The sequence below is a fragment of the Rathayibacter sp. VKM Ac-2857 genome (assembly GCF_013205025.1).
Lineage (GTDB): Bacteria > Actinomycetota > Actinomycetes > Actinomycetales > Microbacteriaceae > Rathayibacter.
Genome location: NZ_JABMLE010000002.1, coordinates 134012 through 152905 on the forward strand (window position 1 = coordinate 134012; position 18894 = coordinate 152905).

An 18894-nucleotide genomic window follows, 5' to 3' on the forward strand; every position below is an offset into this window, starting at 1 on the left:
CCGACCATCGCCCCGCTGCGCCGATCCTGTCGGCGCTGACGATCCTGGAAGGGACACCCATGACCACCACCCCCACCCCCATCGGCCGCGTCCTGATCACCGGAGGCGCCTCCGGACTCGGAGCCGCCGTCGCCGCCGCCGTCACGGCCGCGGGCGGCACCCCGATCGTCCTCGACCGCGACGTCTCGAACGTCCAGGAGGGCGTCGCCGCCTACCAGGTGGACGTCGCCAGGACCCGCGAGGCCGAGAAGGCCGTCGTCGAGATCGCCCGTGAGCACGGCGGCCTCGACGCCGTCGTCACCGCGGCCGGCATCGACCGCTGCGGCCGCCTCGTCGACGTCGAGCCGGAGGAGTGGGAGCGCGTGATCTCGGTCAACCTGCTCGGCACCGCCGCCGTCGTCCGCGCCGCGCTGCCGTTCCTCACCGAGACCCACGGCCGCGTCGTCACCGTCGCGTCCTCGCTCGCGATCAAGGCCGTCTCGGACGCGACCGCCTACTGCGCGTCGAAGTTCGGCGTGCTGGGCTTCACCCGCGCCCTCGCGGCAGAGACCAAGGGCGAGATCGGCGTCACGACGCTGATCCCCTCCGGCATGAAGACCCGCTTCTTCGACGACCGCGACGCCCAGTACAAGCCGGGCCCCGACGCGCTCCTCAACGACCCGGAGAACGTCGCGAACGCCGTCATGTTCGTCCTCGGCCAGCCCCGCGGCTGCGAGGTCCGCGAGCTCGTCATCACCCACGAGGAGGAGCCCTCCTGGCCGTGAGCCACTGACGCCCCGGGCGTCTGACGCGCCCTCGCGTCCGCCCCCTTCCGCGAGATGCCACTTATGAGCACGACACGCCGGTGTCGCGGCTCATAAGTGGCATCTCGCGGTTGGGGAGGGGGCGAGCAGGTGGCGTGGGCACGGGGGTCAGCGGGTGGCGGCGAGGACTCCGCGGACGTCCTCGAGGACGCGGGCGACGGGGACGTCGTCGACGAAGGACAGCTCGTGCTCGCAGCGCTCGGCGGTCCAGCCGACCTGGGTGACGTCGACGTCGCAGACCGGGCAGCGCGTGGTCCAGCTGAGCTGGAGGCGGTGGCGCTGGCGGCCGAGGGGCTGGGCGTTGATGGCGTTGCCGACCCAGAACACGCCGACCGTGGGCGCGCCGACCGCCGCCGCGAGGTGGCGCGGTCCGCTGTCGTTGCCGAGGACGAGGTCGGCGAGCGAGAGCAGCGGAGCGAGGTCCGGCAGCTCGACCGTGCCGGCCCAGGACACCGCGCCGGGAGCGCCCGCGACGATCGCGTCGGCCGCGGGCGCGTCGGAGTCGTCGCCCACGACGAGCACGCGCGCCCCGTCGGCGAGCAGCGCGCGGGCGACCTCGGCGAAGTTCGCGGAGCTCCATCGGCGCCGGACGTCGGTCGCCCCCGGATGGATCAGCACCAGCGGTCCGCCGGCGGGCAGGGCGGCGGCGAGCCGGTCGCGGCGCTCCGGGTCGACCTGCAGCGACGGCTCCAGCCGCACCGCCGCCGCCCCCGCGAGCCCGACGATCTCGAGCGCGCGCAGCATCTCGTGCTGGTAGTAGACGTAGGGGATCGTGCGCTCGAGCTCGGCCGCGTCGTCGGTGCGCGAGCCGATGGTGTGCCGCGCGCCGAGGCGCTGCAGGAACGGGTTGGAGTAGCGCCCCCCGCCGTGCAGCTGCACCGCGAGGTCGAAGCGCCGCGCGCGCATCCGCTCGGCGAAGTCCTCGACGACCTGCGGATCCTCGCCCTCGCCGTCGCGGACGCCCTGCGCCACCGGCAGGATCTCGACGTCGCTCACCGGCGACTCGACGCCCTGGAGCAGCACGCGGTGCGCCGGAGTGCCGAGCAGCACGATCTCGGCGCCGGGGTAGGCGGCGGCGAGCGCGTCCACGGCGGGCAGCGCGAACAGCAGGTCGCCGAGTCCGCCGCCGCGCAGGACGGCGATCCTCTCGACTCCGTCGAAGCGGTCTCGGAGCGGGGCGATGGCGACCACGGTCGTTCCTCTCGGTGGGGCGGAGTCGCGCGCGGCGGCTCCGGGGAAGGGGCACTCCTCCTCTTCCCCGTCGGGGGCGATCCGAAACCGTCGGCGACCGGTACGAGATCATCGCAACGAGCCGAGAGGCCGTCCGACCCGCCCTGCTGGGGACGGCGGGTCTCGATACGCCCCTGCGGACGGGTCATGCTGATCGAGTAGCCCGCGCAGCGGGCGTATCGAGATCCACCAGCGTCAGAACTCGAGTCTGCAGATCCGCCCTGCCGAGGACGGCGGGTCTCGATACGCCCCTGCGGGGCTACTCGACCAACATGGACATACAGCAAGCAGATGCGGGAATTCCATGCTGATCGAGTAGCCCGCGAAGCGGGCGTATCGAGATCCACCACCGTCAGAACCTGAGTCTGCAGACCCGCCCTGTTGGTGACGGCGGGTCTCGATACGCCCCTCCGGGGCTACTCGACCAGCATGACGCGGCGCAGCCGCGTCCTTCTCCCTCACCACCGAGACGCGAAGCGGCTTCCTCGCTCGATACGCCCCTGCGGGGCTACTCGACCAGCATGAGGAGGGGCGCCGCCGTGGCGCTCTCGGGCGGTCAGTCTGCGGCGAGTGCCCCGCGACGGATCTTGCCCGCGTCGTCGCGGAGCGGTGAGCGCTGGAGTCGCAAGGCCCGCGGCGCCCGCGAGCCGAGGTGCTCGCGCGCGAAGGCGAGCAGCTCCTCCTCCGTCACGTCGCTCTCCGCGATGTCGACGACGGCCTCCACCGCCTGGCCGAGCTCGGGGTCCGGGACGCCGAAGGCGACCGCGCCCCGCACGGCCGGGTGCTGCTCCAGGACGCGCTCGATCTCGGCCGGGTACACGTTCACCCCGCCGCGCAGGATCAGATCGTCGGCGCGGTCGAGCACGGTGAGGAAGCCGTCCGCATCGACGGAGCCGAGGTCGCCGAGGGTGTCCCAGCCGTCGTCGGTCCGCTTCGACTGCCCGCCGAGGTAGCGGTAGGTCGGCTCTCCACGGCGCAGCTGCACGAGCCCGGGCTCGCCCGGCGCGCACTCCGTCCCGTCCGACCGCAGCACCCGCAGCTCCGTGCCGCCGATCGGCCTGCCGACGCTCCCGGGCCGCTCGAGCCACTCGTCGCCGCGGATCATCGTCAGCCCGTTCGACTCGCTGCCCGCGTAGACCTCCACGACCTTCTCCGCACCGAGCCAGTCGATCAGCGCGCGCTTGTCCGCAGGCGGACAGGGCGAGCCGAGGTGCAGCACCGTCTCGAGCGACGACACATCCGCGTCCCGATGCCCGGGCGCGCGCAGCAGCCGGTGGATCATCGTCGGCACCAGCAGGGCCCAGGTCACCCGGTGCTCCGCGATCGCCGCGAGCACCAGCACCTCGTCGAAGCGCGGCAGGATCACCAGCCGCTGCCCGGTCAGCAGCCCGCGGAAGGCGTAGGTGAAGGTCGCGGAGTGGGTGAGCGGCCCGGCGACGAGCTGCACCCCCTCCCGCGGCAGGAACGCCGCGACCGGCTGCGTCGGATCCATCAGCGCGGGCGCCGCCGCGAGCACGATCTTCGGCCGCCCGGTGCTGCCGGAGGAGGCGGGCGCCTTCCACGACGCAGCCCAGAGATCCGGCAGCTCGTCGTCCGGCAGCGCCGGGTCGGGCGTGAAGCCGGCGGGCACGAAGGGCACGCCCTCCAGCTCCACGCCGACGCTCAGCGAGGGCCGCCCGAGCGCGCCGACCTCGGCGAGCTCCCGCGCCGACAGCCCGCGCGAGAGCGGCTGCGGCGTCGCGCCCGCCTTCCAGATCGCCGCGCAGGCCAGCACCAGCTCGGCGCTGTTCGGCAGCGAGACAGCGACCAGCGAGTCCGGAGTGACGCCGCGCGCCGCGTAGGCGCGCGCGAGCCGGTTCGAGGCCCGGTCCAGGGCGCCCGCAGTGAGGATCGCGTCGTCCGCGACGACCACGACGCGCTCGGGATCCCCCTCGGCGAGCGCCGAGAAGCACCGCGAGAACGACCGCCGCATCAGCTGCCGCCGACGTGAGAGAGGTACAGCGCCTCGTGGCTCGCCGCGACGTCGTCCCACGAGTGCGAGAACGCGAGCTCCCGCCCGGGCCCGGGCTCCGGCGCCTCCCCCGCGAGCGCCGCGGCGAGCGCACCCCGGATCCCCGCCACGTCGCTCCCGTACGCCACCGTCTCCCCGAACACCTCGCGCAGCACCGGCAGATCGCGCGCGATGACCGGCACCCCCGCGGCGAGCGCCTCCATCGCCGCCAGCCCGAAGCCCTCCTTGGTCGAGACGAAGCCGAGGACCGCCGCACCGGCGACGAGCGCCGCGAGCCGCTCCTCCGGCACCGTGCCGAGCACGACCGGCACGACACCCAGCTCGGCCGCGCGGCGCTCGAACTCCTCGCGGTAGCCCCGGTAGTCGAACAGCGTCTCCCCGCCGCCGAAGACGAGCGCCGTCCCCGGAGCCAGCCCCGCGAACGCCTCGAGCAGGTCGATGCTGCCCTTCCTCGGCTCGATGCCGCCGAGCGCGAGCACGTAGCGGCCGAGCTCGGCCCGCCACTCCCCCGCCGCGGCACCGCCGGCCGCGGCGGCGAACCGCGCGGCGTCGACGCCGTTCGGGATCACCGCCGGCGCCCGCCCCCAACCCGCCGCCACCTCGTCCGCGACCGCCCGCGACACCGCGAGCAGCCCGGCCGGCCCGGTGATCGCGCGCTCGTGGCAGGCGATCAGCGCGGGCGTCGTGAAGGCGTCGAGATGGTGCACCGTGCGGAGCAGCCCGCCGGCCCCCGCGAAGCCCGCGTCGAGCGCGGCGTTCGCCGAGATGCAGTCCTGCGCATGCACGACGTCCCACTCCTCGCCGTCGTCGCCGAGCGCCGCCGCCATCGCATCGAGCGAGCGGACGATCCGGTCGCCGACGTCCTCCCCGTCGCGCGCCGCGAACGGCACCACCCGGACCGCAACCGCGGGGTCGACCGCGCGGAAGAAGGCGGAGTCGCCGCCGCGGCCGAGCGTCCAGACGGTCACCTCGTGCCCGCGCCGGGCCAGCGCCTCCGACAGCGCGAGCGTGTGCACCACGCCGCCGCGGGGCTTGGTGGAGTAGGTCAGCTGCGCGATCCGCACGGGGTCTCCTTCGGGCGGGGCGGCGCCCACGGGCGGCACCGGTCGGACGGGCGGCGCCAAGTTCAGACGGTGGGAGCCGCGCGGTGGTACGCGTGCTCGGCGCGGTCGCGCAGGTGGTCCATGCTGCGGCGAGCGCGGGCGACGGAGGCGGCGACGTCGTCCGTCGCGACCGCCAGCCCGCCCTTCGCCCAGGTCTTCGCGAGGATCTCGCCGGCCGGGTCCACGACCTTCGCCTGCCCGAGGAAGCGCAGCCCGCCGAGCACGCCGGTCTGGTTCGAGGAGACCAGGTAGACCTGGTTCTCCGCGGCACGCGCGCAGTCGTAGAGGTCGAACAGGTGCGCCTGGCGGTCGTTGCGGATCCGGTCCGATCTGTCGGTGACGCTCGCCGGCCAGGCGCTGAGGCAGCAGAGGATCTCCGCCCCGTCGAGGGCGAGCGAGCGCGCCGACTCCGGGAAGGTCTTGTCGAAGTCGATCATCATCCCGATCCGCCCCACGGCCGTGTCGAACGAGCGGAAGGAGTCGCCCGCCGCGTACGCCTCCGACTCGCCCAGCGGCAGGTGCACCTTGCGGTGCGTCCCGATCACCTCGCCGCCCTGCACGCAGACCGCCGAGTTGTAGCGCCGCTCCTCACCGCCCTCGAGCGCGCGCTCCGCGATGCCGAAGCAGACGGTGGTGTCGCCCGCCATCGCCGCGACGGCCGCGACCTCCGGCCCGTCGACCTCCACGGCCTGCGGCAGGTCGTCCGGGCCGGGGTGGTGCATGTCGAGGAGGTAGCCGCCGAGGGTCGCGTCCGGCAGCACCAGCAGGTCGATCCCGCGCTCCTGCGCGCTCGCGATCATGCCGGGCAGCTTGATCAGGGTGCGCTCGATGTCGCGGCCGAAGTGCGCCGCGACCGCGGCCATCGTGATCGTCGACATGGTCCTTCTCTCCCGCCCTCTGCAGGCGGACGGTGCGCTCGGGCGGACAGGAAGCCGTCGCCCTCCGCTGCCCCGCGCGGCCGGACGGCGCGCCCGCGGCGAGCGCGTGGCCGTCACCGTACCGCGGCGCCCTCGAGACGGTTCAACCGCGCGCCGCCGAGCAGCTGCTGCACCACGTGCTCCGCATCCCGCGCGATCGCCTCGAAGCGCCCGGAGCCCCAGGTGTTCAGCCACGGCAGCCCGAGGAAGTGCAGCCCGGGCACGGCGGTGGCGCCGCGCCGGTGGGTGGGGTGCCCGGCGCCGTCGAAGACGCCGATCTGCATCCAGGAGTAGTCGGCCCGGAAGCCGACCGCCCAGACGATGCTCGTGATCCCGGCGGCCGCCAGGTCGAGCTCCTCGATCTCGCGCTCCGGCCGCCAGACCGGCGTGTAGCGAGCCTCGGTCGGCGCCTGGATCCCCGAGCGCTCGATGTAGGCGTCGATGTCGTTCTTGATCGACTCCGCCACCGAGTCCGCGTAGTCGAGCGACGCCTCCGCCGTCGGCGCGAACCGCAGCGACCCGCCCTCGACGTGCTGCAGCCGGCCGTAGAGCGTCATCCCATCGCGGGCGAACGCCCGCAGGTCGATGTCGCGACCGCCGCCGCGTCCGGTGACATAGTGGTTGGTCGACTCCCGCTTGGAGAGCCCGCCCACCTGCGCGTGCACCGGCACGTCGTAGACGCCCATGTCGGCGAGCCAGGCGACGCAGTCGCGGCCGCGGTAGAACCGGGCGACCCGCGGAGCCGTCCCCAGTGCCAGGTGCACGTCGCGCCCCTCGAGGAAGAGGTCCTCCGCGATCTGCGCGCCGGACTGGCCGGAGCCGACGACGAGCACGCCGCCCTCGGGCAGCGCCGCGGCGGAGCGGTAGTCCGCCGAGTGCAGCTGCACGATCGCGTCCGGGATGCGGTGCGCGACCGCCGGCAGGACCGGCCGGTGGTAGCCGCCGGTGGCGACGACGACCTGGTCCGCCGTGATCGTGCCGCGCGAGGTGACGATCTCGAACGCCCCGTCGGCGCTCTCTCGCAGCCGGAGCACCTCGGTGTCCTCGGCCACCGGCGCGCCGAACGACTCGGCGTAGCGCCGCACCCAGGCGTGCACCTCGTCGCGGGTCATGAACCCGTCCGGGTCGTCACCGTCGTAGGGGTAGCCGGGGAGCCGGCACTGCCAGTTCGGCGTGACGAGCGTGAAGTTGTCCCAGCGGCGGTCGATCCAGTCGTGCGCGATCGTGTCGCGCTCGATCACGAGGTGCTCGACGCCCTGGTCGGTGAGCAGTCGGCTGACCGACAGCCCGGCCTGGCCGGCGCCGATCACGGCGACCGGCAGGTGCCGGCCGTTCTCGAGCGCGGTCATGCGCGCGCCCCCTGCGCGGACGCGGGGACGGAGGACGGAGGGAGCGGCGGATCCATCGCCAGCACCCGCACGCGCCCGCCGTCGAAGCGCGCGGCGGCCGCGAGGATCTCCGACTCCTGCTGCAGCGCGGAGGTGCAGGCGAAGCCGAACTTCGCGCGCACCCGCTCGCTCGCCAGCCGCAGCGCCTCGGTCGAGCGGCCGACGAAGTCCTCGAGCGGGTAGCTCTCGCCCTCGGCGAGGTAGTCGTGCATCACCAGGCTCGGCGAGTAGCAGCGCTCCTCGACGCCGTCCGGCCAGCGGACGTGGAAGGTCATCTCAGGCATGGACCAGCCCTCCGCTCCACACGCGCTCGATGTCGTAGGCGTCCGGCCGGCGGTCGCGGAGGTGGAACATCCCGCCGCGCATCGCCTCGAAGGTGCCCCGCACGTCGATGTCGGCGACCGCCATCCCCGAGCCGAGCAGCGTCGTCGCCAGGATGTTGCCGCCCGGATCGACGACCTTCGCGTTGCCCACGTAGCGGAGCGACCCGAAGGTGCCGGACTGGTTCGACGCCAGCCAGAACACCTGGTTGTCCAGGGCGCGGGCGATGTCGAACTGGTTGAAGCGGTAGGTCCAGCGGTCCTCCTGCAGGTTCTCCGCCGTCGCCGTCCGCGCGGCCGGCCAGGCCGAGAGCGAGGCGATGATCTCCGCCCCGTCCAGCGCCATCGAGCGGGCCGCCTCCGGGAACGCCTTGTCGTAGCAGATCTGCAGCCCGACCCGGCCGACCGGCGTCTCGAAGACCGAGTAGCCGGGCCCGGGCGAGTACGACATGTGCTCGCCGAGCGGCTGGTGCACCTTGCGGTAGCTGCCGTAGATCTGCCCGCCGTCGAGCAGGGCGGCCGCGTTGTAGCGGGTCTCGCCGTCCGCGTCGAGCTCGCAGAAGCCGATCGCGACCAGCAGGTCGCCGGCGATCTCCTGCACCCGGCGCAGCTCCGGACCGTCCAGCGCGATCGCCGGCGGCATCGAGCGCGTGGTCGTCTTGACCGTGTCGCCGTGGTTGCCGAGGGAGGAGAGGTAGCCGCCGATCGCGGCCTCGGGCAGGACGAGGAACTCGACCCGCTTCTCGCGGGCCTCCTCGGCCAGCGCGGCGATGAGCGCGTAGTTCTGATCGAGGTCGCGGGTGAAGTTCGCCGCGACCGATCCGACGACGGTCATGGCGCGCGCCTAGAGGTTGTAGGTCGAGTTGATGATGGCGCCCTTGCGGGCGTAGTGGATGACGGCGTCCTGGACGTCGAGCGGGTGGCAGGGGATGGTGCCCTCGATCAGGTCCTCCTCGCGCAGGCCGTGCAGCGCCATGCCGAAGCGGCAGACGAAGACGCGGTTGCCCTCGTCGATGAAGGTCTTCAGGGCGTCGTTGATGTTCTGCTCGCCCGGGAAGCCGGAGTCGCCGACCGTCGGGAAGCCGCGGGTCGCCATCGCGTTGATCGTGCCGGGGCCGTAGAAGTAGACGGCCGACTCGAAGCCCTTGCGGGCCGCGCGGGTCGCCTGCAGGATCGCGACGAAGCTGACCGAGGACTCGTGCGCGATGCCGTGCACGAGGGTGAAGTAGGACTGGCCGGGCTCGGCCTGGTAGTCGGGGAAGACCTTGGTGGAGCCGTAGAGGTTGCTGCCCTTGGGCAGCGAGGGGTGCGCGATCTCGGAGCGCGACTTCTCGATGTTCGCACTGATCTGCTCTTCGATGCTGGTCTGGTCGTCGGTCATGAGAACCTCCGGGGTTCGGTGAGGAGCGCGCCGGGCGGGGCGCGAGCGAGTGGTGCAGGGACAGGAGTGCCGGGTGGAACGGGCGGTGCTGTGATGCAGAGGCCGGCGTCGCTCGGGGCGGTGCGAGGACGAGCGGAGCGACGGGGCCGGGTCGGGAGCGGTCGTCCCGACTGCGTCCAGTCAAGGCCGCTCGTGTTTCCGAGTGGTTTCGGCCAGAAGAAGCCTGCGTGACGGCGGGCGGGCATCGGGGCCGCCGCCGGATGTAACACGATCGCGTTCCCGATGTCATCGCTCCGAAACACCGCGTTGACCTAATGGAGGCTCACGACGTCGGACTCCGCCGTCGCGCACCGCTCGACTCGAGACTCCGAGGAGCACCATGACCGATCTGCAGACGCCCCGCCTCCGCACCGCCGATCCCGCACCCTCCGACTCCGCCCACTCCTCCTGCGCCGCCGACGCCTGCGGCTCGGCCCCCGTCCGCCGCACCGGCTCCTCCGCTCTGCGCACCCGCGTCGACATCGCCCTGCAGGGCATCCGCGTCGACGCCCCCGTGCACCGCGAGGCCGGCGCCGGCCCGAGCGACGACGGGCACGTGATGCTCGGCGGCCTCGGCGCCGCCATCCCGGTGAACCCGAAGAGCCCCTACGCCGTCACCAACGGCCGCCTCCTGCTCGACGGCGCCGACATCGGCCTCGACGTCGAGCCGGTGAAGCGCCCGCGCTTCTACGACCTCAACACCGCCGACGGCGTCTCCTACGAGAAGATCGCCCGCCTGCACGGCCGGAACATCCTGGCCACCACCGTCGTGCAGACCTGCATGCGCTACGACGAGGCCGAGCGCTGCCGCTTCTGCGCGATCGAGGCCTCGCTCGCCAACGACTCCACCATCGCGGTGAAGACCCCGGCGCAGCTCGCCGAGGTCGCCGAGGCGGCCGCCCGGCTCGACGGCATCCGCCAGATGGTGATGACCACCGGCACCTCGAAGGGCCGCGACCGGGGGGCCCGGCACCTCGCCCGCTGCGTCCGCGCGGTGCTCCAGGCCGTCCCCGGGCTGCCGATCCAGGTGCAGTGCGAGCCGCCGGAGGACCTCGCCGCCCTGCAGGAGCTCAAGGACGCCGGCGCCCTCTCGATCGGCATCCACATCGAGTCGATGGACGACGACATCCGCCGCCGCTGGACCCCCGGCAAGGCGCGCGTTTCGACGGCGAAGTACTGGGAGGCCTGGGACGAGGCGGTGCGGATCTTCGGCCGCAACCAGGTCTCGACGTACCTGCTCGTCGGCCTCGGCGAGGACCCGGACGAGCTGGTCGCGAGCGCCGGCGAGCTGATCGAGCGCGGGATCTACCCGTTCGTGGTGCCGTTCCGGCCGCTGAAGGGCACGCTGGCGACGGAGGTGGACCACGTCCTGCCGCCGGCCGGCTCGCTGCTGGAGAAGGTCAGCGAGCAGGTCGCCGCGCTGCTGATCGCCGCGGGGATGCTCTCCTCCGGGCAGAAGGCGGGCTGCGCGGCCTGCGGCGCCTGCGGCGTGCTGAAGACCGCCGGCGCCTGATGGAGCTCTCGATCCTCGAGGGGGTCCGGGCGGTCGCGCCTGCTGCCCGCGACGCCTTCGTGGTCGTGGTCGCCGATGCGGCCGAGGTGGCCGCCTACCGCGCGCTGCGCCGCGAGGTCTTCGTCGGCGAGCAGGGCCTCTTCGACGCGGACGACCGCGACGCGCTCGACGAGGATCCGCGCACCGTCGTGCTGGTCGCCCGCTCGGCCGACGGCGTGCTGGGCGGGGTGCGGATCGCTCCCGCCCTCGAGCAGGATCTGGGCTGGTGGACCGGAAGCCGGCTGGTCGTCCGCCGCAGCGCCCGCGGCGGCGCCGGCATCGGAGCCGCGCTGGTGCGGGCCGCCTGCGCCGAGGCCGAGGCGCGCGGGGTGATCCGCTTCGAGGCGACCGTGCAGACGCAGAACGTGGTGCTCTTCCGCCGGCTCGGCTGGGACCGGCTCGGCGCCGTCGAGGTCGCGGGTGCGCCCCATGTGCGGATGCGCTGGCCCATCGACCGCTTCGACCGGCTCGCGCGCGGCGCCAAGGCCGCGCTCGGTCCGCTGCTGGACGCCTTCGCCAGCCAGCTCGGCGGCCCGGGCTTCCGCGGCGACGACGGCGCGCCCGTCCCCGGCTCCGACCTCGTCGCCGTCTGCGACGCGATCGTCCCCTCGATGGTCGAGCGGGACCCGGAGTGGGCGGGCTGGTGCTCGGTGCTCGTCAACATCAACGACCTCACGGCCATGGGCGCGGACCCGGTCGGCCTGCTCGACGCGGTCGCCGCGCGCGACGCCTCCTTCGCCGCCCGCATCCTCCGCGGACTGCGCGCCGGCGCCGAGGCCTGGGGCGTGCCGCTGCTCGGCGGGCACACTCAGCTCGGCGTCCCGGCCGCCCTCTCGGTGACCGGCCTCGGCCGCACCGCGCGCCCGGTCCCCGGCAGCGCCCCGGTCGGACACGAGCTGAGCCTGACCGCCGACCTCGCCGGCGGCTGGCGCCCGGGCTACGCCGGGCTGCAGTGGGACTCGACCTCGGGCCGCTCACCGGAGGTGCTGCGGGCGCTCGCAGCTAGTGTCGGCTCCGGCACGCCCGACGGCGCGAAGGACGTCAGCATGGCCGGGCTGGTCGGCACCGTCGGCATGCTCGCGGAGGCGTCCGGCGCCGGCGCCGAGCTCGAGGTCGCCGCGATCCCCCGCCCCACCGCGGCAGGCCTCGCCGACTGGCTCTCCTGCTTCCCCGGCTTCGCGATGCTCACCGCCGACCGTCCCGGCGCCTCCCGGATGGGAACGCCGCACACGACGACCGCCGCCATCGGCCGCATCGTCCCCGGCGAGGGCGTCGCCCTCCGCTGGCCCGACGGCGAGAGCACCCCGGCCATCACGGCCTCCGTCACCCGCCTCGGCCCCGCCTGATGCTGGTCGAGTAGCCCCGCACGGCCGAATCGAGACCCCCCGTCCCCAACAGGGCGAGTCTGCAGACCCGCCCTCTGACGCCGGTGGATCTCGATACGCCCGCTCCGCGGGCTACTCGATCAGCATGGACGTCCCATGACCGCAATCGGAGCCCAGAAGAAACGTCCGCTCACACCAACATGCTGGTCGAGTAGCCCCGCAGGGGCGTATCGAGACCCACCGTCCCCAACAGGGCGGATCTGCAGACCCGCCCTCTGACAACGGTGGATCTACCTGGACGAGTCGCCCGCAGACATGCTGGTCGAGTAGCCCCGCAGGGGCGTATCGAGACCCGCCGTCCCCAGCAGGGCGGATCTGCAGACTCCCGTTCTGACGGCGGACGATCTCGATACGCCCGCTGCGCGGGCTACTCGATCAGCATGGACGTCCCACCCCTCTCAGCCGATGTTGTGCGGGACGTTCCGTTTGAGCCGCCCCGGCGCGGGTACCGGAGGTCTGCACGCGCGTCCGCGACCCCTGCGGACGCCTCCGACCGAGAGGTGACCGTGACCATCGACACCGCGACCCCCGCCGCCGGCACGACCGGCGCCACCGCCGACCTCGCCGCCGAGGCAGTCTCTCGCGCCCGCGCCGCCTTCCCCGCCTGGGCCGCCACCGCGCCCGCCGAGCGCGGCGCCCTCCTGCGCGCCGCCGCCCACCGCGTGGCCGCCCGCGAGCAGGAGCTCGCCGACCTCAACACCGAGGAGACCGGCAAGCCCGCCGGCGACGCCCTCGGCGGCGTCCGCGCCGGCGTCGACACCCTGCTGCAGTACGCCGAGCTCGGCCCGCTACACCGCGGCAAGAGCCTGCGCGGCGGCGCCCTCAACGTCGACCTCGCGCTGCCGCACCCGCGCGGCGTCGTCCTGGCGCTCACCCCCTGGAACGACCCGGTCGCCGTGGCCGCCGGCATGCTCGGCGCCGCGATCGTCTCCGGCGACGTCGTCGTGCACAAGCCCAGCGAGCGCAGCCCCGGCACCGGCGCGCTCTTCACCCGCCTGCTCGCCGACGCCCTGCCCGAGGGCGTGCTGACCCTCGTCGAGGGCGACGGCGCCGTGGGCGACGCCCTGGCCCGCACCGACGGCGTCGACGTCCTCGCGCACGTCGGCTCGACCGCCACCGGCCGCGCCCTGGCCCGGATCGCCGCCGTCACCGGCGCGCACACCATCCTCGAGAACGGCGGCAACGACGCGCTCGTCGTCGACCGCGACGTCGACCCGGTCTGGGCCGCCGAGCAGGCCGCCCTCGGCGCCTTCGCCAACGCGGGCCAGATCTGCACCTCCGTCGAGCGGATCTACGTGCACCGCGACGTCGCCGAGGCCTTCACCGCCGCGCTGGTCGTCGAGGCCGAGCGCTGGCGCGACGGCCCGCTCCCCCGCCTGGTCGACGCCCGGATGCGCGACGCCGTGCACGAGCACGTCACCTCCGCCGTCCGCGACGGCGCCCGCGTCCTGACCGGCGGCGAGCCCGGCGACGGCACCTTCTACCCCGCCACCGTCCTCGCCGACTGCACCGACGAGATGCTGGTGATGACCGAGGAGACCTTCGGCCCCGTCGCCCCCGTCCTCGTCGTCGACGACTTCAACGAGGCGCTCACCCGCGCCGCCGCCGGCCCCTACGGCCTCGCGGCGACCGTCCTCACCGCCGACATGGAGCACGCGCACCGCGCCGCGGCGACCCTCAAGGTCGGCACCGTCAAGATCAACGGCGTCTTCGGCGGCGCCCCCGGCGGCAGCGCGCAGCCCCGCGGCACCAGCGGCTCGGGCTTCGGCTACGGCCCCGAGCTGCTCGACGAGATGACCACCACCACGGTCGTGCACTTCGGCCTCCCCGTCCTCCCGAGCGACGCGCGATGAGCCTCGAGGGCTCCGCGCTCCAGCGGGCGAGCGCGCTGGTCGCGCACGTGCGCGAGCGCCCGCCGGTCGTCGCCGTCGTCGGCGACCTCATCCTCGACTCGTGGTGGCTCGGCGAGGCCGAGCGGGTCACCCGCGAGGCCCCCGCCCCGGTGCTGCGCCTCGAGGACGTCGTCGACGTCGCCGGCGGCGCGGCCAACACCGCGGCGAACCTCTGCGCGCTCGGCGCCGTGGTCCGCACGGTCGGAGTCGCCGGCCGCGACCCCGAGGGCGACCGTCTCCTCGCCGCGCTCGAGCGCGCGGGCCTGGACACGGGCGCGATCGTCCGGAGCGACGCCGCCACCACCATCAAGACCCGCGTCGTCGGCGGCGACAGCGTGATGCTGCGCGTCGACTCCGGCCCGCACCGCCCGTCCGACCCCGAGCTGGCCGAGCTCGCCGAGGCTGCCGTCCGCGCGGCCGACGGCGCCGACGCCGTGCTCGTCTGCGACTACGGCTCCGGGATCCTCCGCGAGGCGGTCGAGCGCGTGCTCACCGTGCAGCGCCCCGGCCTCCTCGTGATCGACGCGCACGAGCTCGCCGACTGGGCCTTCGCGGCCCCGGACCTCGTCACCCCGAACGCGAAGGAGGCGGAGCGCCTCCTCGGCACCCCGCTCGGCCGCGGCACCGAGCGCGCCGCCGCCGTCCGCGCCGCCGCCGACCGGCTGCGCGAGCGCTCCGGCGCCCGCCACGTCGTCGTCACCCTCGACCGCGACGGCTCGACCGCGCTCGACGCCGACGGCACCGTCAGCCGCACCTTCGCGCAGCCCGCGGAGGAGAAGCAGGCGTCGGGCGCCGGCGACACCTTCGCGGCCACCGCGACCCTCGCGCTCGCCGCCGGCCGCTCGCTCGCCACCGCCGTCGACCTGGCGCAGGCCGCCGCCGACGTGGTCGTCCAGCGCCCCGGCACCTCCGTCTGCACCGCGGACGACCTGCTCGCCTCGCTCGCCGCCCCCGGCGCGGTCGTGCTCGGCGAGGACGGCCTGGTCGAGGTGCTCGCCGAGGAGGCCCGCCGCGGCCGCCGCATCGTCTTCACCAACGGCTGCTTCGACGTCCTGCACCGCGGCCACACCGCCTACCTCCGCCAGGCGCGCGAGCTCGGCGACGTGCTGGTCGTCGCGGTCAACGACGACGACTCCGTCCGCCGGCTGAAGGGCGTTGGCCGCCCGATCAACCCCGAGGGCGACCGCGCGGGCGTCATCGCCGAGCTGGGCTGCGTCGACTACGTCACGCTCTTCAGCGGCGACACCCCGATCCCGCTGCTCGAGCGCGTGCAGCCGGACGTCTACGTGAAGGGCGGCGACTACGCCCCCGACATGCTCGCGGAGGCGGTGGTCGTCCGCTCCTACGGCGGCACCGTCACCACCGTCGGCTACGTCTCCGAGCACTCGACCACCGAGATGGTGCAGCGCATCCGGTCGGCGTCGGCGCCGTGAGCAGCCGCCGCTGGTCCGGGCTCTGGGCCCGCGAGATCCCGCCGGAGGCACCCGCCGTCGACGTGCTGATCCCGACAGTCGGCCGCTCGGCCGAGCTGGCGACGACCCTCGCGGGCCTCGCGGCGCAGGACGACCCGCCCTTCCGCGTGATCGTCAGCGACCAGTCGGACTCGGCCGCGACGGAGACCGATCCGACCGTGGTCTCGATGCTGCGCGTCCTCGCGGTCCAGGGCCGCGATCCCCTGGTGCGCCGCCACCTCCCCCGGCGCGGCCTCGCAGAGCAGCGACACTTCCTGCTCTCGCTCGCCACCGCCCCCGCGGTGCTCTACCTCGACGACGACGTCTGGCTCGAGCCGGGGATGCTCGCGCGGCTGCACGAGGCGCTCGAGCGCCTGGACTGCGGCTTCGTCGGCTCGGCCGTCCAGGGGCTCTCCTACCTCGGCGACGAGCGGCCGCACGAGCAGACCGCGTTCGAGCCCTGGGACGAGGGCGTGCGGCCCGAGCGGATCCGGCGGGGCACGCCGGAGTTCGAGCGCTGGCCGCTGCACAACGCCGCGAACCTCAGCCACGTGGCCGCCCGCCTCGACGTGCCGGAGGGCGCCTGGCGCGCCTACCGCGTCGCCTGGCTCGGGGCGTGCGTGCTCTACCGTCGCGAGGCGCTCGTCGCCTGCGGCGGCTTCGACTTCTGGGAGCAGCTGCCCCCGGAGCACAGCGGCGAGGACGTCGCCGCGCAGTGGCGCGTCATGGAGCGCTTCGGCGGCGCGGGGCTCGTCCCCAGCGGTGCCGTGCACCTCGAGACGCCCACGACGGTCACCGACCGGCGCGTCGACGCCTTCGACCGGCTCTTCACCGAAGAGCACCAGCACTGACCGAACGACGAAAGGACAGCACGATGGATGCACCCAACCCGATCCAGGTCCAGAAGTACCTCGCCGGGATCGACTACCCGGCCTCGAAGGACACGATCGTCGAGACCGCCGAGAAGGAGGGCGCCGACAGCGACGTCCTCGACGCGCTCCGCGCCATCCCGGCCGGCGACTACGACAAGCCCACCGACGTGAGCTCCGCCGTCTCGAACGTCTGACCCCCTCCGCGAGATGCCACTTGTGAGCACGACACGCCGTGTCGCCCGCCCACAAGTGGCATCTCGCACGTGGAGGTCGCACCTCCGGTGCGGCTGCCCTTCCATGCTGGTCGAGTAGTCGTCCGCACGACGACGTGAGGTCGCACCTGCGGTGCGGCGCCCGCTTCATGCTGGTCGAGTAGCCCCGAAGGGGCGTATCGAGACCCACCGTCCTCAGCACGACGGTCTGCAGACCCGGTCTCCTGACGCAGGTGGATCTCGATACGCCCGCTGCGCGGGCTACTCGATCAGCATGGAGGCCGCCTCCGGGACGAGACGCTTCCTGCACTGACGACGGTCCCTTCCCTGCCGGTCGAGTAGCCGTCCGTAGGACGGCGTATCGAGACCCGCCCCGCCCGCACTCAGGCCGAGACGGCCTCCCGCTCTTTCAGCACGCCCGACTCCAGCGCCGCGAACGACAGCACCTTGTACCCCTCCGTCTCGAAGAAGATCGTCGCGCGATCGTCCTCGACGCTCATGACGGTCCCGGCACCCCACTCGCGGTGCTCGACGGCCTCGTCGACGCTCAACGGTGCGTCGGAGGGAGCCGCGGACGCCGCCTCGTCGGCCGTCTCCTGGCGCGCCTCGTGCCGCTCGCAGCCGTCGCAGTTGCCGCACCACTCCGGACCCTCGACCCCGAAGTAGTCGAGCAGCACGCGCCGACGGCACTGCGTCGTCTCGGCATACGCCCGCATCATCGACAGCCGCGACTCGGCGATCCGCTCGCGGGAGGAGAGCTCCTCCTTCACCGCGCGCACCGCGTCGTCGCCGCTCGCGTCGCTCACGGCCCGCAGCCCGCCGTCGGTCTCCAGCAGATCCGCCTCGGCGAGGTCATTCACCAACCGCGCGACGGTGCGCGGCGACTTGCCCAGCGCCTCCGCCAGCTCAGCGACCTGCACGCCCGGCTTGTCGGACACGGCCGCCCACACCACGCGCAGCGCGGCCGGCTCGACCCGGCGCTTGGCGAAGAAGCGGCGCAGCCCCAGGTCCTCGAGCCGGTAGTGCAGCGCACCGGTGGCCGGCTCGCCGTCGCGCCCCGAGCGCCCGATCTCCTGGTAGTACGCGTCCAGCGACTCGGTCGTCGTCGCGTGCAGCACGTAGCGCACGTCGGCGCGATCGATCCCCATTCCGAAGGCGGAGGTGGCGACCACCACGTCGAGGTCGCCGTCGCGCCAGCGCTCGTGCACCTCGCGCCGCTCGCTCGTCTTGAGCCCCGCATGATAGGCCGCGACGCTCCGGCCCGAGTCCGCGATCTCCGCCGCATAGGTCTCGGTCTCCTTGCGCGTGGCCACGTAGACGAGCCCCGGCGCCGTCCAGCTGCGCGCCTCCTCGACCACGGCCGCGCGCTTCTCGTTCTCGCTCTCGTGGCGGTGCACCACGAGCCGGATCTCGGGGCGGTCGACGCCGTGCACCTGCACCTCGGGGTCGGTCATGCCGAGCCGCTCGATGATCTCCTCGCGCACCGGACGGGAGGCGGTCGCGGTCATCGCGAGCACCGGCGGCTCGCCCAGCGCGCTGCGGACGTCCTTCAGCCGCAGGTAGTCCGGGCGGAAGTCGTGACCCCAGGAGGAGACGCAGTGCGCCTCGTCGACGACGAGGAGCGAGACGCCGGCCGCGGCGAGCCGCGCGACGTTCTCCTCCTTGGCCAGCTGCTCCGGAGCGAGCAGCACGTACAGCGGTCCGCCCTCGTCGATGCGCTCCCAGGCGCGCGCGACGGCGGCGGCACCCTGAGCGGAGTTGATGGCGACGGCGGGCGGCGCGGCCGGCGCGGCCGCGATCGAGGCGAGCTGGTCGGCCTGCAGCGCGACCAGCGGCGAGACGACGAGCACGACGCCCCCGCGCTCGGCACCGGCGATCTGATACACGGCTGACTTGCCGCCGCCCGTCGCGAGGACGAGCAGCGTGTCGCGGCCGGCCGCGGCGGACTCGATCGCCTCGCGCTGCCCCGGCAGCAGCGACGTCCAGCCGAAGTCCTCGCGGGCGATCCGGTCGACGCTGCCGCGCGTGATCGTCTTCGCGGTCGTCTTCTGGGCTGTAGCGGTCTTCTTCGCGCGGCTCTTCTCGGCGGCGGCGATCTTCGTGGCAGTGGCCTTCTTCGTGGCGGTGGTATCGGAACTGCGGGTCGTGCGGGACGAGCTCATGCTTCGACGCTACGACTCCCTCCTCGCCGAGCGTCTCCGCTTGACAGCTCCGGGGAGCACGGTGAAGCCGTCACCCCGCCTCATGCTGGTCGCAGAGCGCTGGAGTGCCCCCATGGTGGTCGAGTAGCGCCGCTGCCGACCCATGCTGGTCGAGTAGCGCCGCGGGCGCGTATCGA

16 protein-coding genes are annotated in these 18894 nt (G+C 73.9%); 7 read left to right on the plus strand and 9 right to left on the minus strand.

Annotated features, from left to right (window positions below; genetic code table 11):
• Positions 1-59 precede the first annotated feature (59 nt).
• Complete coding sequence (locus HQQ86_RS08165; protein ID WP_123705034.1) at positions 60-764, plus strand: SDR family oxidoreductase; 705 nt, start codon at positions 60-62, stop codon at positions 762-764.
• Between the two features lie 147 nt (positions 765-911).
• On the opposite strand, the gene HQQ86_RS08170 is transcribed toward HQQ86_RS08165, so the two are convergent.
• From HQQ86_RS08170 to HQQ86_RS08205, 8 genes are all read right to left on the minus strand, one after another.
• Positions 912-1994: a glycosyltransferase family 9 protein gene (locus tag HQQ86_RS08170; RefSeq protein ID WP_173287663.1), complete on the minus strand. Its 1083-nt coding sequence runs from the start codon at positions 1992-1994 to the stop codon at positions 912-914.
• Between the two features lie 595 nt (positions 1995-2589).
• Positions 2590-4005, minus strand: a complete 1416-nt coding sequence (locus HQQ86_RS08175; RefSeq protein ID WP_173287664.1) for an AMP-binding protein — start codon at positions 4003-4005, stop codon at positions 2590-2592.
• Positions 4005-5108: an MSMEG_0565 family glycosyltransferase gene (locus HQQ86_RS08180; RefSeq protein WP_173287665.1), complete on the minus strand. Its 1104-nt coding sequence runs from the start codon at positions 5106-5108 to the stop codon at positions 4005-4007. The genes HQQ86_RS08175 and HQQ86_RS08180 overlap by 1 nt, the downstream gene beginning before the upstream one ends.
• Before the next feature lie 62 nt (positions 5109-5170).
• Positions 5171-6025, minus strand: coding sequence for a carbon-nitrogen hydrolase family protein (locus HQQ86_RS08185; RefSeq protein WP_173287666.1), 855 nt, complete (start codon positions 6023-6025; stop codon positions 5171-5173).
• 113 nt (positions 6026-6138) lie between these two features.
• On the minus strand, positions 6139-7413 hold the full coding sequence (locus tag HQQ86_RS08190; protein ID WP_173287667.1) for an MSMEG_0569 family flavin-dependent oxidoreductase: 1275 nt from the start codon (positions 7411-7413) through the stop codon (positions 6139-6141).
• Entirely contained in the window at positions 7410-7736 is a 327-nt protein-coding gene (locus tag HQQ86_RS08195; protein WP_173287668.1) for an MSMEG_0570 family nitrogen starvation response protein, read from the minus strand. The genes HQQ86_RS08190 and HQQ86_RS08195 overlap by 4 nt, the downstream gene beginning before the upstream one ends.
• Positions 7729-8607 (minus strand): carbon-nitrogen hydrolase family protein, encoded by an 879-nt coding sequence (locus HQQ86_RS08200; protein ID WP_123737256.1) that lies wholly within the window; start codon positions 8605-8607, stop codon positions 7729-7731. The genes HQQ86_RS08195 and HQQ86_RS08200 overlap by 8 nt, the downstream gene beginning before the upstream one ends.
• A 9-nt stretch (positions 8608-8616) precedes the next feature.
• Positions 8617-9153 (minus strand): MSMEG_0572/Sll0783 family nitrogen starvation response protein, encoded by a 537-nt coding sequence (locus tag HQQ86_RS08205; RefSeq protein ID WP_173287669.1) that lies wholly within the window; start codon positions 9151-9153, stop codon positions 8617-8619.
• Positions 9154-9532: 379 nt separating this feature from the next.
• Here HQQ86_RS08205 and HQQ86_RS08210 point away from each other — a divergent pair, with 379 nt between their 5' ends.
• The 6 genes from HQQ86_RS08210 to HQQ86_RS08235 all read left to right on the plus strand — a co-directional run bounded on the left by HQQ86_RS08210 (position 9533) and on the right by HQQ86_RS08235 (position 16538).
• The gene (locus HQQ86_RS08210) at positions 9533-10705 is read left to right on the plus strand and encodes an MSMEG_0568 family radical SAM protein (protein WP_173287670.1); all 1173 of its coding nucleotides are present in this window, start codon (positions 9533-9535) and stop codon (positions 10703-10705) included.
• Positions 10705-12090 carry an MSMEG_0567/sll0787 family protein gene (locus HQQ86_RS08215; RefSeq protein WP_173287671.1) on the plus strand — a complete coding sequence of 462 codons (1386 nt, stop codon included), beginning with the start codon at positions 10705-10707 and terminating at the stop codon, positions 12088-12090. The genes HQQ86_RS08210 and HQQ86_RS08215 overlap by 1 nt, the downstream gene beginning before the upstream one ends.
• A gap of 551 nt (positions 12091-12641) precedes the next feature.
• Positions 12642-13982: an aldehyde dehydrogenase gene (locus HQQ86_RS08220; RefSeq protein WP_367948654.1), complete on the plus strand. Its 1341-nt coding sequence runs from the start codon at positions 12642-12644 to the stop codon at positions 13980-13982.
• Positions 13979-15454 (plus strand): D-glycero-beta-D-manno-heptose 1-phosphate adenylyltransferase, encoded by a 1476-nt coding sequence (rfaE2, locus tag HQQ86_RS08225; protein WP_173287673.1) that lies wholly within the window; start codon positions 13979-13981, stop codon positions 15452-15454. Before HQQ86_RS08220 ends, rfaE2 begins: the two co-directional genes overlap by 4 nt.
• The gene (locus tag HQQ86_RS08230; RefSeq protein ID WP_367948592.1) at positions 15451-16323 is read left to right on the plus strand and encodes a glycosyltransferase; all 873 of its coding nucleotides are present in this window, start codon (positions 15451-15453) and stop codon (positions 16321-16323) included. Before rfaE2 ends, HQQ86_RS08230 begins: the two co-directional genes overlap by 4 nt.
• Positions 16324-16346: 23 nt before the next feature.
• Positions 16347-16538: a DUF2795 domain-containing protein gene (locus tag HQQ86_RS08235; RefSeq protein WP_173287674.1), complete on the plus strand. Its 192-nt coding sequence runs from the start codon at positions 16347-16349 to the stop codon at positions 16536-16538.
• Positions 16539-16939: 401 nt separating this feature from the next.
• On the opposite strand, the gene HQQ86_RS08240 is transcribed toward HQQ86_RS08235, so the two are convergent.
• The gene (locus HQQ86_RS08240) at positions 16940-18718 is read right to left on the minus strand and encodes a RecQ family ATP-dependent DNA helicase (protein ID WP_173287675.1); all 1779 of its coding nucleotides are present in this window, start codon (positions 18716-18718) and stop codon (positions 16940-16942) included.
• Between the last annotated feature and the right edge of the window lie 176 nt (positions 18719-18894).